This window comes from Flavobacterium labens (assembly GCF_048286755.1).
In the GTDB taxonomy this organism is placed as follows: domain Bacteria; phylum Bacteroidota; class Bacteroidia; order Flavobacteriales; family Flavobacteriaceae; genus Flavobacterium.
The window spans coordinates 737,789-752,604 of sequence record NZ_JBLVPL010000001.1 but is presented as its reverse complement, the minus strand read 5'-3'; the positions used below and the strand labels follow the sequence as shown (position 1 = coordinate 752,604).

Here is a 14,816-nt window from a genome sequence, read left to right as displayed (position 1 = left end):
CCAATCGCTTCAAATTATGATTTGAGACTAATATTTGAATTTAATAAGGCTGTAAATAAATAAGTTATAGCGTTTCGATGAATTCTTTCGGAGTTTTTCCAGTATTTTTTTTGAAAGAGCGGTTGAAAGTAGCTTTTGAATTGAACCCATTATCAAAAGCGATTCCTAGTAAGGTAGATTTTTTTTGTTCGCCATTTATAAAACTATTTTTTACGGCTTCAATTCGGTAATTATTGATACAATCGTTAAAATTCATTTGAAAACCTTGGTTGATAGCTTTAGAAATCACAGCAGCATTTGTTTCTAATTTTTTTGCTAAATCGGTAAGGGTTAATTCAGGATTTTTATACAATTTTTCAGTTTGAATTAAGGTTGCAATTTTTGATTTCCAAAGTTCAATTTCGGGCGATTTTTTTTCTTCAAAAGTTTCGTGCTGAATATCAATTATGGTTTCTGATTCATCTGAATTATTTTCATTCAATAAAAGAATCGGATTTTTATCAAAAAACGACATCTTAAAAGGAATTGTGGTATTTATAGGATTGGAATATCCTGTAATTGCAATGTAATACATAACTATCGAAAAGGACAGAAAAAACCACCAACTGCCTTGATACGATTTTATTTCGGGATAAAAGAATCCTACAATATCAAAAAAAATAGGAAGAAGAAGCATCACTAAAAAAGCCATCAGATAGGTTTTTATCCATTTAAATAAAATAGAATCGGCATAACTAACTACTTGAAACATTAGTTTTTTGTATACATTATAATATCGGATACTCAAAATAAAATAAACAATCATAGAAAGTAAACCCAGCTTTTGGTACCATTGGTCAAAATCCTTGTCCATTCCGTTTTCATAGAAATAATTTTCGCCTAAAATGAACTTATCATAAATCCAAATGGCAACAATATAGATAAGGTAAAAAAATCCAGGAAGTAAATGAAGGGCTTCTTTTTTTGAAAATTTGAAAGATGGATTTAACAGGCTTTGCGTGTAAAAAAAGATGGTAGGCCCTATAAATAAAAGGTGTTGAAAAGGAGTATAAAATAAAAAATCCCTGTATGGTTGATTGTCATACCAACCAGCAAAACCAAGCATCCAAGGCGCAATATAAAGGCTACAGAGGAAAATAAAAATACTTAACCAATAATTTGACTTGTTTTCGGTTTTAATGGCTTTTGCAAGTAAGAGTAAGCTGTAAATGATCCCTTGCGTAAACGAAATGAGTAAAACGGAACTGTAGAAGCCAAATTGATAAAGCATTGCAAAGTTTTCGTAAAAATAATTATTAATTTTAAATGATTGTCACACATAAGATTAAATTTCATAACCGAACTTTCTTAACTATCTTTGCAAAAAAATAAATTGATGATCAAGATTGGCAACATAATATTACCTGATTTCCCTTTACTTCTCGCACCTATGGAAGATGTGAGCGATCCGCCTTTCCGCAGATTGTGTAAAGCCCATGGAGCTGATATGATGTATTCTGAATTTATTTCTTCGGAAGGATTAATTCGCGACGCCATTAAAAGCCGAATGAAACTAGACATCTTCGATTACGAACGACCTGTAGGAATTCAAATTTTTGGCGGTGATGAAGAAGCTATGGCCATGTCCTCCAAAATTGTTTCAACCGTAAACCCGGATATAATAGATATCAATTTTGGTTGCCCTGTTAAAAAAGTGGTTTGCAAAGGCGCTGGTGCCGGAGTTCTCAAAGACGTTGATTTAATGATTCGTCTGACTCAGGCTGTTATTGATAGTACGCATTTACCGGTAACCGTAAAAACCCGTTTGGGTTGGGATGATAATTCGATTAATATTGATGAGGTTGCAGAGCGTTTGCAAGACATTGGTGTTGCCGCTTTAAGCATACACGCTAGAACTCGTGCTCAAATGTATAAAGGTCATTCCGACTGGTCGCACATTGCCCGAGTAAAAAATAATCCTAGAATCACAATGCCAATTTTCGGTAACGGAGATATCGATTCTCCGGAAAAAGCATTACAATATAAAAATGAATACGGCATCGACGGAATTATGATTGGTCGAGCTGCTATTGGTTATCCTTGGATTTTTGACGAAATCAAACATTACTTTAAAACGGGAGAACATTTAGCAAAACCAACTGTTATAGACAGAGTAGAAGCCGTTCGAAATCACCTCACTTGGGCAATGGAATGGAAAGGCGAACGATTAGGAATTGTGGAAACGCGTCCTCATTACACCAATTATTTCAAAGGAATTCATTCTTTTAAAACGCACAAACAAAAATTAGTAACGCTTGATCGTCCTGAAGAGTTGTTCGCCGCTTTGAATGAAATCGAAGAAGCGTACGTGGGATACGAGGTTGTTTAAAATATAAAAGGCTTAACAAATTTGTTAAGCCTTTTGTCTTATACTTTTATACGTTTCCATTTCCCTCTTTTGTAAAGAACGATACTTGCTAAAGTAATGGCAGTTTCAGCTATAGGAATCGCTATAAAAACACCAGTTGGCCCCATTTTATAATATTTGGATAATAAATAAGCCAACGGAATTTGGAACAACCAGAATCCGAAAAAATTAATCATTGTAGGAGTCCAAGTATCACCGGCACCATTGAATGTATTAATTAACACCATCCCAATTCCGTAAAAAACATATCCCAAACACATGGTTTGTAATGCTTCAACGGCAATCTTTTGAATAATCAGGTCGTTAGTGAAAAATGAAATTAGAGAACGGGAAAATACCAATGTGATAACCGTAATAATCGCCATAAAAATTACATTGTATTTTGCGGTGGTAAAAACTGATTTTTCGGCACGTTCAACTTTTTTAGCACCTAAATTTTGACCTACTAAAGTTGCTGCGGCATTACTTAATCCCCAAGCTGGAAGAATAAAAAACATCATGATGCGCAATGCCGTTTGATATCCCGCCGAACCGTGATCTCCACCGGTTGTGGCGACTAGTTGAGCCAAAAATATCCAACTACAGGAAGCAATAACAAATTGCAATACTCCAGGAGCAGCGATTTTTACCAATGCTTTAATCTGTTCCAAATCTGGGATGAAATAAGAAGGTATAATTTTCAATATTCCTCTGCCATTAAATAAATGATACAATTGGTATAAAACACCAATACTTCTTCCTATAGTTGTTGCCATTGCGGCACCCATTAATCCAAAAGCAGGAATAGGTCCAAATCCATTAATTAATATGGGACATAAAATAATATTGCAAATGTTAGCCAACCAAAGACTTTTCATGGCAATGGCAGCATTTCCTGCGCCACGGAATATTCCGTTAATAAGAAATAAAAGCATGATACATAAACTTCCGCCCATCATAATTCGAGTGAAGTTAACTCCATATTCAGCTGCTTCAACGGAAGCCCCCATAAATAACAAAATATCTTTGGCATAAATAAAACCAAAAATGCTGATTATTGTATTGATGACAAGTGCAATAATGATGGCTTGCATTCCCGCTTTTGCAGCAGCAACAGGATCTTTTTCGCCAATTCTACGAGCAACAACCGCAGTTGCGGCCATGCTAATTCCTATGGCAATAGAATAAACAATCGTGATTACTGATTCGGTTAAACCAACCGCTTGAATAGCATAACTGCTTTGTTCTAAATGACCAACAAAATATAAATCGACAAGAGCGAAAACGGATTCCATTAGCATTTCTAATACCATCGGAATGGCGAGGAGAATTACTCCTTTTTTGATGCTTCCAGAGGTGTAATCAAAAGATTCATCTCCTTTGATAGCTTGTTTTACTGTTGAGAAAATTCGAGAAAATAAGTTTTTTTGTAATGTTGTTTCTGTCATGATAAATTAGGATTAATGAGAAGATTAGTCCAGACTTATTAGCTGAACTTAAAGGTAAATAAAGTGGTCCTAATTATTTTACAAATAAAGAAGGACTAGACAGAAACTATCATAGCGTTTAGAATTTAAGAAAGTAAATGTAAATATTCTTTTTAATTAAAAAAATTAATCCAACAACTTCTTGCTCACGCGACTACTTGCAATTAAGGAAGCAATAAAGCCAAGTGTGACAATTGTTCCCATAACAATCAGTACATTTTCTAGAGAGAAAATCACTGGATAAGCTAGTGTAGGAGTAATCATAACCAACTGAAAATACTCTTGTAACAACACGATTATAATTCCTAGAACTAAGCCAATAATTCCTCCAAAAACACTCAGTAAAGTACCTTGAAGCAGGAATATTTTTCGTAAATCCTTGATTTCAGTTCCCAGATTAAAAAGGGTTTTTAGGTTTCCTTTTTTGTCTAAGATCATCATAATCAGTGCGCCAATCAAGTTGAAAAGCGCTACAACAATTACTAGGGTGAAAATTAAATAAACCGCAATATTCTCCGTATTCAACATTTTGTAAAGAGCCTCGTTGAGTTGCGCCCTGTTTTTTACAGTAATTTTATTGTCGAAAATAGTTTGAAGTTGTTCAGTAATTGCAGTTTCATAAGCATCAGTTTTCGTCTTGATTTCAATTCCAGAAATCTGATTGGTTTTGTATTCCAATAATTCTTGGGCTAAACCTAAATCAGCAAAAACATATTTCGAATCTAAATCTTCGCTAATGGCATAAATCCCAACAGGAATTAGATCCGTTTTGTTAAAAGCTTCTTCAGGATTTTCAATAGCGCCTTTTCCGGGTTTTGGAACTAAAACTTCTAATTGACGATTAAAATCAAGCAATCCCATAGAGAATTTTTGGGAAATTCCATAACCCACAACCACTTGGTAAGTATTTGGTTTCAACCATTGTCCGTTGAAAAGCTTTGTTTCTATTGCGTTAACTTTTTTGAAATTAGCATCAACGCCTTTCAAGTACGTAACTTCTTGTTTTCCGTCAAAAGTGAATAAAACACGCTCTTCAATAATTTTAGTAAACGAAACCAAGCCTTCAATTTTCTTGATTTGGCTTTCTTGATTTGGAGTAATCAAAAAAGATTTTCCTAAAGTACTGCTTATTTTTAGATCGGGATCAATGTCATTCGTAAACGAAAGACTAAAAACTTTCAACCCACTAAAAACAGATAAAACCACAAACAAAGCCATCGCGCCAACAATAATTCCCATGCTGGCAATGCGATTGATGATGTTTATAGCATTATTTTTACTATTGCTAAGAATGTAGCGTTTGGCTATGTAAAGGGGGAAATTCAAATTTTATTGAAATCTGCGTTTGTCCAAAAGATCTCTGTTCTCGATAGGATTATCTCTATTGGCTAGCGCATTGTCAATTTTTTCAATGTAATCTAAAGAGTCGTCAATAAAGAAAACCAAATTTGGAACTTTTCTTAATTGCAAACGAACACGTTGTGATAAATCATGCTTAATGTTTTTAGCATTAGACTTAACCGCCTCTAAAATTTCTTTTGCTTTGTCCTGAGGGAAAACGCTTAAATGCACTGTAGCTACTGATAAATCTGTAGTCACAGTAACCTTGGATACCGAAATGATTAAATTAGCCAATCCGTTTTTTCTCACTTCACCTTGCAGAATATCAACCAAATCTTTTTGGATAACCCCACCTATTTTTTTCTGTCTATTTGTTTCCATGCTGCAAAAATACTACTTTTAAGTTTTATCCCGAAGTTTCGGAACAAATTTTAAAAAGTAACCTATTAATACATGTGTTTTTAGGAGCTATTTCCTGCTGTTCACTATATCTTTTTATAAAGTGATGAAAAATCACCTTATAAAAAGGATGCCGTTTCCATCAGGGCTAGGAGATTTGGGAAATTAGGACGCTAATTCTAAATCAGAAATAAAAAATCGTTAATTAAAAAATTTTAATGCAAAGACCTTCATTCTCCATATACGACGCATCAGCTGGCTCTGGAAAAACCTATGCGCTTGTCAAAGAATACCTGAAAATTATCCTTGTCGCACCAAAAAATGATGCCTACCGCAATATTCTCGCCATTACGTTTACCAACAAAGCGGTACACGAAATGAAATCCCGAATCGTAGGCAGTCTTTCCGAATTTGCCAAAGACGAACCAAGCGAGAAAGCACAGGATTTAATGCAGGATTTGGTAAACGGCAAACGAAAAGAAAATAATCCTGAAGAATGGAGCGAAGAGCCAATAGGACTTTCTATCATTGAAATCAAAACCAAATCACAGCAAATCATCAAGCACATAATTCATAATTATGCCGCTTTTGATATTTCGACCATCGATAAATTTACGCATAAAGTCATTCGGGCTTTTGCCCATGATTTGAATTTGCCCATGACGTTTGAAGTCACTTTGGATACCGAAAATCTGCTTGTAGAAGCTGTTGATGCCATCATCGCCCAAGCCGGTGAAGATGAAACGTTAACCAAGCTTCTCATCGATTTTACGATGGAAAAAACCGACGATGATAAGTCTTGGGATATTTCTCGTGAAATTCTTGAAACCGGTCGCTTAGTTTTAAATGAAAATAATAGAAACGAAATCACGCATTTTCAAGATAAATCCATCGCTGAGTTTGTCGAAATAAAAACCAAACTTTCCGAAGCCTGCAAAGACTTAGAAAAGCAAACGATTGTTTTTGCAGAAGAAGCGTTGACCTTAATTGATAAAAATGGAATTGATGTAAAATCTTTTTCCAGAGGGACTTTTCCCAATCATATTAATAGTATTCAGCAAGGGAAATTCAATCCTAAGAATAAAATGTTTCATGAGTTTGATGATATTGCAATCAATAAAACGGCAAAAGACCGAGCGATTATTGAAAACCTTATTCCTGAATTTTTGCAAATTCTGACTAAAGTTTACACAGCTTTCGAAAAGATAAATTTTTATAAAGCTTTCCTGAAAAACATTACGCCTTTGTCATTGTTGAATTCAGTAAGTAATGAATTAGCCAAAATTCAGGAAGAACAAAATGTACTTTCTATCTCGGAATTCAATGCGATTATCCATAGGGAAATTCAAAACCAACCCGCTCCTTTTATTTACGAACGATTGGGAGAGCGTTACCGTCATTTTTTTATTGACGAATTTCAGGATACTTCCGAAATGCAGTGGCAGAACCTTATTCCACTGATTGATAATGCACTTTCGGGACAGGATGATTTTGGAGTAAAAGGAACTTTGATGATTGTGGGCGATCCCAAACAATCCATTTACAGATGGCGTGGCGGAAAAGCGGAACAATTCATTGAGTTGAGTAAAAATCAAAATCCGTTCAATAATCCCGACAAAAGACTCGAACATTTAGATAAAAATTACCGGTCTTATTCGCAGATAATCGAATTTAACAATGAATTTTTCAAATTGATTTCGAACGAATTCGAGCATTTGGATTATAAAGATTTGTATGAAAATCATAGTCATCAAAAAACGAATGACAAAACCGGTGGATACGTAAATATTTCTTTTATTCCAGAAATAGAAACTTCGGAAGATGACGACGAAACTTTGGGTAAAACCGATTTGTATGTTTTGGCAACCTTAAACACGATTCAAAAAACGTTAAAACAAGGGTTTCAATACAAAGACATTGTGATTCTGACTCGAAAACGAAGCCAAGGAATTGCGATTGCGAATTATTTGACGGAGCAGAGAATTCCGCTTTTGTCTTCGGAAACCTTGATGATTCAAAATGCAACCGAAGTTCGGTTGATTATTCATTTATTGAAATACTTGAAAAACAGTTCCGACTTGGAATCCAAAGCAAACTTTCTTCAATATTTAGCGCAAAATAGTCAGGATAAATTGCCAATACATGATTTTATAGCTCAAGGCATGGCGTTATTTCAGGAAACTGATTTTGAATTGTGGTTAATGAGTTTTGATGTCTCACTTTCGTTTCAAAACATTCGAAAAAAATCATTGTATGAAGCGGTAGAGACAATAATAGCAAAGTTCCTGAACCCAAAAGTTAGTAATGCCTACGTTCAGTATTTCTTGGACATTGTTCTCGAACGAGACATTCGCAACCAAGCAGGAATTTCAGATTTCTTGAATTTCTGGGATAAAAATGCGGAGAAATTTAGTATTCCATCTCCGGAAGGGACAAATGCCGTTCGAATTATGACGATTCATAAATCGAAAGGATTGGAATTTCCAGTCGTGATTTTTCCTTTTGCCGAAGAAGATTATACCAGAAAACCAAAAGATAAATTATGGCTCAATGCTGAAGAACAGGATTTTGGTTTGCCAAAGGTTTTAATAGATAATAGCAGTGCGGTAGAAGGTTTTGGAGAAGAAGCTGCTGAGGTTTACAATCAAAAGAAACAGGAAGAATTATTGGATAACATCAATGTTTTGTATGTGGCTTTAACGCGTGCCGAAGAGCAATTATATGTTATTTCAAACATGAATTTATCCAGTAAAGGGGAATTGCCAAAGAATAATATGTGTTCATTTTTTATTAATTATTTAGATAACAAAGTTGGGTTTGATGAAAATCAATTGGAATATGAATTTGGGAATTCGATGAAATTATCTGCGGGAAAAGAGCACGTTGATACTTCAAAAACTATTCCTTTGGTAACGGAAATTCTGAATCCAAAGAATATAAAAATTGCGCAACGAGAAGCATTAATGTGGGGAACGCATCAGCAGGAAGCTATAGAATACGGAAATGTAATTCACGAAATTTTATCTTTTGTAAAAACTAAAAACGATGTTGATTTGGCAATTACGAAGTCTATTGAAAACGGATTGATAACTTTTGGTCAAAAAGAAACTGTTTTTAATACGATTCAGGAAATTGTTAATCACAGTGAATTAGAAATTTGTTTTGCTGAAGGGAATGATGTTTTGAATGAGCAAACTATTATTCAAAAAGAAGGTACAACTATTAAGCCCGACCGAATGGTTTTGACAAAAAATAAAGAAGTTTTGTTATTGGATTATAAAACAGGTACACACAATGTGAAATACCAACAGCAATTGGAAAATTATCAAACGGCAATTGAGTTAATGGGTTATAAAGTGATAAAAAAAGCACTTATTTACATCGGAAAAGAAATCGATGTAGTAAATTTGTAACCTTAAAAATGAATTATTCGCAAAATTGAACTTTTAAAAATATAAAAATGTACGGAAAAATAAAAGAGCATCTTCAAGCAGAATTACAGACTATTGAAGATAATGGAATTTTCAAAAAAGAAAGAATTATAACTTCACCTCAAGGAGCAGAAATCACTATTTCTACAGGAGAAACAGTTTTAAATTTTTGTGCCAATAATTATCTTGGATTATCATCGCACCCAGAAGTGATTCAGGCTGCTAAAGATGCTTTGGACACCCATGGCTTCGGAATGTCATCCGTGCGTTTTATTTGTGGAACTCAGGATATTCACAAAACATTGGAGAAAAAGATTTCTGAATTTTACGGAACTGAAGATACTATTCTTTACGCAGCAGCTTTTGATGCTAACGGAGGGGTTTTCGAACCCTTGTTAGGAGAAAACGATGCGATAATTTCAGATAGTTTGAATCACGCTTCTATTATAGATGGGGTTCGTTTGTGTAAAGCGGCTCGTTATCGTTATGAAAATAGTAATATGGAAGACCTGGAACAACAATTAATCAAGGCTACGGAAGCTGGAACTCGTTTCAAATTAATTGTCACAGACGGTGTTTTCTCGATGGATGGCGTTGTAGCTCCTTTGGATAAAATTTGTGATCTAGCAGATAAGTATGACGCGATGGTTATGGTAGATGAATGTCATGCTGCCGGATTCATTGGTGCAACCGGAAAAGGAACGCTCGAGGCAAAAGGTGTAATGGGAAGAGTCGATATCATAACAGGAACATTAGGAAAAGCACTTGGAGGTGCGATGGGAGGTTATACTACAGCCAAAAAAGAAATCATCGAAATATTGCGTCAACGCTCCAGACCTTACTTATTCTCTAATTCTTTAGCGCCTGCAATTGTTGGTGCATCCATAAAAGTATTTGAATTATTAGAAAAGGATACTTCATTACGTGATAAATTAGAATCGAATACTAATTATTTCAAAGACGGAATGAAGAACGCAGGTTTTGACATCATTGATGGTGATTCTGCGATAGTTCCAGTTATGTTGTATGATGCAAAATTGTCACAAAAAATGGCAGATGAACTCTTAAAAAAAGGAATTTATGTTATTGGATTCTTTTTTCCGGTAGTTCCTAAAGATAAAGCGAGAATTAGAGTACAGTTATCTGCAGCACATACAAAAGAGCATCTAGATAAGGCTATCAGTGCTTTTGTTGAAGTTGGTAGAATGTTAAATGTTATATAATTTTGATTTGAAGTTATATAATTTCCACTTTTGGCAGTATTTATAGGTTTTTTTTAACATTTAGTTTTGTAGTTAAAAATTTACGCATTACTTTTGTTTATAATTAACTAAATTGTAATTAAAAAAATTAAGTATGAAACATCTTAACAAACTTTTAGTTGCTGTAATGATGGTGATGGGATTAAGTTCTCAAGCACAAGACAGTAACAATCCATGGGCACTCTCTTTTGGAGTTAATGCCGTAGACACTAAAGCAAGTGCTGGTGGAGGACATAATTGGCTAGATCAACATTTCTCTCAACCATTTGCAGTTAAAGACAACTGGAATATTCTTCCTTCTGTGTCTTATTTAACTTTATCTAGATACGTAGGAGATAATTTCTCTTTCGGACTTTCTGGTTCTGTGAATAAAATTGACAAATTTGTGAGATTTGCTCCAACTGCAGTAGGTCATGATTCACGTGGTTATGTAGTATCTAATCCTGGAGATTTAATGTATTATGGTGTAGATGCGACTGTTAAATATAGTTTCATGAATTTGATTAGCTCTAAAATTATTGATCCGTCTCTATCTGTTGGAGGAGGTTATACTTTCTTTGGTGATAGTAGTTACGGAACTTTAAACCCGGGTGCTGGTTTAACTTTATGGTTTACTGAAAATGTAGGTATAGAACTTGCTACTAAATATAAAAAATCTTTTGGTGATAGAGTAGATGCTTCTGGAACTCCAGATGCTCCATCACATTTTCAACATTCAGCTGGTCTTATCTTCAAATTTGGAGGTAAAGATACAGATGGTGATGGAATTTATGACAAAGATGATGCTTGTCCAGAAGTTGCTGGTTTAAAAGAATTCAACGGATGTCCTGATACAGATGGAGATGGAATTCAAGATAGTGCTGATGCTTGTCCAGAAGTTGCTGGTTTAGCTGCATTGAACGGATGTCCTGATACTGACGGAGATGGAATTGCTGATAAAGATGATGCTTGTCCGGAAGTTGCTGGTTTAGCTGCATTGAAAGGTTGTCCTGATACTGACGGAGACGGAGTAGCTGATAAAGATGACAAGTGTCCAACTGTTGCAGGTCCTAAAGAAAACGCAGGTTGTCCTTGGCCAGATACTGATGGAGATGGTGTTTTAGACAAAGATGATAAATGTCCAGACGTAAGAGGTACTGTTGCTAATCAAGGTTGTCCAGAAGTTTCTGAAGAAGTTATGAAAACTTTAAACAACTATGGTAAAATTATCTTGTTTGATTCTGGTAAAGCTACTTTCCAAAAAGGTACTTACACAGTTTTACAATCAATCACTTCAATCTTAAAAGAATATCCTTATTCAAGATTCATGATCGAAGGTCACTGTGATAGTGATGGTAGTAATGAACTTAACCAAACGTTATCTGAGAACAGAGCTGCTGCAGTTAAAAATTATTTAATTGAAAACGGAATTGCTGCTGATAGACTTAGATCTACAGGTTTTGGAGAAACTAAACCAATTGCAACTAACAAAACTGCAAAAGGAAAAGCAATGAACAGAAGAGTTGAAATATCTTTGATTAAAGAATAATTTCTTTCTAAAATATTTATGAAAACGCCTCGATTTATCGGGGCGTTTTTTTATTTTTATAGAATGACAAATACTTCTTTTTTAGATAAAATAGCCACAGTTTTAATTGAAAATTATTTAGGCAATCTTTCCAATACGATTGTAGTTTTACCAAACAAACGAGCTAAAATATTTCTTATTGAGGCGTTAAAAAATCAAGTTTCAACTAATATACTTTCTCCCGAAATTATAAGTATTGAAGATTTTGTGCAAAATATTGCTGGTATTCGTACCATAGATCCCATTGAACTATTATTTGAATTCTACGAAGTCTACTTATCTATTACCGATAAAGCAAACCAACAATCTTTTGAATTGTTTGCCAATTGGGCGAAAACACTGCTACACGACTTTAATGAGATTGACCGCTATTTATTAGAACCATCGCATGTTCTTTCCTACCTGAAAGATATCGAGGATATTAAAAAGTGGGGAATTGAAGTCGAAAACAAAACGGCATTATTAGAAAAATATATTGATTTTTGGAAATTGTTACCCAATTACTATCAATCCCTTTATACACATTTACTCAACAAAGGAATCGGATATCAAGGTTTGATTTACCGTGAAGCAGTTAATAATCTAAATCATTTTTCGAATTCGGTACAAGGGAAACAATTCCTGTTTGCGGGTTTTAACGCATTGAATGCCGCTGAAGAAAAAATAATCCAACACCTTATTGCCTCTGATCAGGCCAGAATATATTGGGACGTAGACCAAACCTTTCTAAATGACCCATATCACGATGCAGGACTGTTTGTGCGACGTTTCAAAGAAAGCTGGAAACATTATAAGCAGCATCCGTTTGAATGGATTGTAAATGATTTTTCGCAAACAAAAAACATTCAGGTTATTGGTACACCAAAAACAATTGGTCAAGCAAAAATAGCCGGGAGTATTATTGAGAATGTTATCAATGAATCCCGAAGCCTCGGGACTGATGGGAAGTTGAATAAAGTTGCTGTGGTTTTGGGCGAAGAAAATCTTTTGGTGCCACTTTTATATTCGTTGCCATCCACTGTTGGAGCTTTGAATATTACGATGGGGTATTCGAGTAAGAATAATCCAGCGCAGATTTTGATTGCCAAATTATTCAAAATGCACACAAATGCATTATCCAGAAATGCCAAAAGTTATGTGTTGTATTACAAAGATGTGTTAGATATTTTGACGCATCCTTTGGTGGAACCATATGCAAAAACCAGCTCGCTTGTACATACCATCAATCAAAATAATTATACTTTTATTACCCATCATAAATTGATGGAATTGAATGCAATTCCGAGTGAATTGTTTCTCTTATTATTCCAAAAATGGGAAAAGGGTTCGATTCCTGTATTGGAGACGATTTCTAAATTATTGCAAACCATAAAAGAAAATTTAAGCAACGATAACGAAGAAGAAAAAATCACCAAAGCTTTTGTTTTTGCCATTTTCAAAGTCATTAACAAACTGATTAATTATTATTCGAAACACGAACATATTGATAAAATAGAAACGCTTTATGCCATTTACAAACAAGTAATTGATTTGGCTGAAGTTTCTTTTGAAGGAGAACCGTTGAATGGTTTACAGATTATGGGAGTCTTAGAAAGTCGTGTTTTGGATTTTGACACCGTTATTGTCACTTCGATGAATGAAGGGAAATTTCCGGCTGGTAAATCCCAGAATTCGTTTATTCCGTATGATGTGAAACGCGAATTAGGGTTGCCAACTTTCAAGGAAAAAGATGCGATTTACACCTATCATTTCTATCATTTGTTGCAACGCGCCAAAAATATTTACCTACTTTATAATACGGAAAGTGAAGGCCTGGATGCGGGTGAAAAAAGCAGATTCATAACTCAACTGGAAGTCGAGAAGCAAAATAATCATACTCTTACGCATGAAATTTACAATGCTGTTTTACCTGAAACAGCCTATCAACCGATGGTAATTCCAAAATCGGAAAGTGTGATGGTACGATTAAAAGAAATTGCCGAAAAAGGGTTTTCTCCATCGGCATTGACGAGTTATATTCGCAATCCTATTCAGTTTTATTTTCAGAAAATTTTACGCATCAGCGAAGTCGAAGAAGTCGAGGAAAATATTGCCTTGAATACATTGGGAACGATTATCCATGAAACTCTAAAAGTTTTGTACGAGCCTTTCATTGGTAAATTTATTTCTGAAAGTGATATTTTAAATTGTTTCAAACAAATAGACGCTGAGGTTTTAAAACAATTCAAATTAGTTTACAAAGAAGGCGAAATCAAAAAAGGTCGAAATTTATTGGCGTTTGAAGTAGCTAAACGAAATGTTTCTAATTTCTTAAAAGTAGAATTAGAAAGTATAAAAAACGGTGATGCAATAAAAATAATTGCTTTGGAACAAACTTTTGGAAGAACTTTAAATCATCCGAATTTGCCTTTTCCAGTATTGATAAAAGGAAATGTAGATAGAATTGAAGAGCGCAACGGAGTCATTCGAATTATCGATTACAAAACAGGTAAAGTAGAAAAAGCAAGTGTCACTCTGAAATCCTGGAACCGATTAACGGAAGATATTAAAAGCGATAAAATCATCCAGGTTTTGGCGTATGCTTTTATGTATGAACACGAAGCAAAAGGAAAACCAATTGAAGCCGGAATTATCTCTTTCAAGAATTTAAAAGCTGGTTTTCTTCCGTTTAATTTTAAAGAAGACAAAGAAGTAAATTCGATTATAAATGAAGAAATTTTGAGTAATTATCTAGAACAAATGGTTCTTTTATTAAGCGAAATTTTAGATCAAAATATTCCTTTTGAAGAGAAAATAATTTAAACAAAACTCCCAATCAGAAAATTAGCCAACATCTTTGAGTTTTACAAAAGCACTTTGACAATAAACGTGTCAATAAGCGCTTTGGCATGGGTTTTTGGAGGATTTGAAACCTTCAAATACGTACTTATTATTTTTGGTTTC

At 34.4% G+C, this 14,816-nt stretch carries 9 protein-coding genes; 5 read left to right on the top strand and 4 right to left on the bottom strand.

What is annotated here, in order from left to right:
* Positions 1 to 64: 64 nt before the first annotated feature.
* Positions 65 to 1,270, bottom strand: coding sequence for a helix-turn-helix domain-containing protein (locus tag ACNQF8_RS03205; protein WP_417950768.1), 1,206 nt, complete (start codon positions 1,268 to 1,270; stop codon positions 65 to 67).
* Between the two features lie 105 nt (positions 1,271 to 1,375).
* Between ACNQF8_RS03205 and dusB the strand changes: the two genes are divergently transcribed.
* Complete coding sequence (dusB, locus tag ACNQF8_RS03200; protein ID WP_417950767.1) at positions 1,376 to 2,368, top strand: tRNA dihydrouridine synthase DusB; 993 nt, start codon at positions 1,376 to 1,378, stop codon at positions 2,366 to 2,368.
* Positions 2,369 to 2,406: 38 nt separating this feature from the next.
* Here the strand turns inward: dusB and ACNQF8_RS03195 are convergent, their stop codons facing one another.
* The 3 genes from ACNQF8_RS03195 to rbfA all read right to left on the bottom strand — a co-directional run bounded on the left by ACNQF8_RS03195 (position 2,407) and on the right by rbfA (position 5,595).
* Positions 2,407 to 3,834, bottom strand: coding sequence for an MATE family efflux transporter (locus ACNQF8_RS03195; protein WP_417950766.1), 1,428 nt, complete (start codon positions 3,832 to 3,834; stop codon positions 2,407 to 2,409).
* Between the two features lie 165 nt (positions 3,835 to 3,999).
* Positions 4,000 to 5,199: an ABC transporter permease gene (locus ACNQF8_RS03190; protein ID WP_417952891.1), complete on the bottom strand. Its 1,200-nt coding sequence runs from the start codon at positions 5,197 to 5,199 to the stop codon at positions 4,000 to 4,002.
* 3 nt (positions 5,200 to 5,202) lie between these two features.
* Positions 5,203 to 5,595, bottom strand: coding sequence for a 30S ribosome-binding factor RbfA (gene rbfA, locus ACNQF8_RS03185; RefSeq protein WP_099714149.1), 393 nt, complete (start codon positions 5,593 to 5,595; stop codon positions 5,203 to 5,205).
* Positions 5,596 to 5,831: 236 nt separating this feature from the next.
* On the opposite strand from rbfA, the gene ACNQF8_RS03180 reads away from it, so the two are divergent.
* From ACNQF8_RS03180 to ACNQF8_RS03165, 4 genes are all read left to right on the top strand, one after another.
* Positions 5,832 to 9,026 (top strand): UvrD-helicase domain-containing protein, encoded by a 3,195-nt coding sequence (locus tag ACNQF8_RS03180; RefSeq protein ID WP_417952890.1) that lies wholly within the window; start codon positions 5,832 to 5,834, stop codon positions 9,024 to 9,026.
* 47 nt (positions 9,027 to 9,073) lie between these two features.
* Positions 9,074 to 10,267 (top strand): glycine C-acetyltransferase, encoded by a 1,194-nt coding sequence (gene kbl / locus ACNQF8_RS03175; RefSeq protein WP_315209618.1) that lies wholly within the window; start codon positions 9,074 to 9,076, stop codon positions 10,265 to 10,267.
* 133 nt (positions 10,268 to 10,400) lie between these two features.
* Positions 10,401 to 11,834: an OmpA family protein gene (locus tag ACNQF8_RS03170; RefSeq protein WP_417950762.1), complete on the top strand. Its 1,434-nt coding sequence runs from the start codon at positions 10,401 to 10,403 to the stop codon at positions 11,832 to 11,834.
* 63 nt (positions 11,835 to 11,897) lie between these two features.
* Positions 11,898 to 14,675 (top strand): PD-(D/E)XK nuclease family protein, encoded by a 2,778-nt coding sequence (locus ACNQF8_RS03165; RefSeq protein WP_417952889.1) that lies wholly within the window; start codon positions 11,898 to 11,900, stop codon positions 14,673 to 14,675.
* Positions 14,676 to 14,816: the final 141 nt, after the last annotated feature.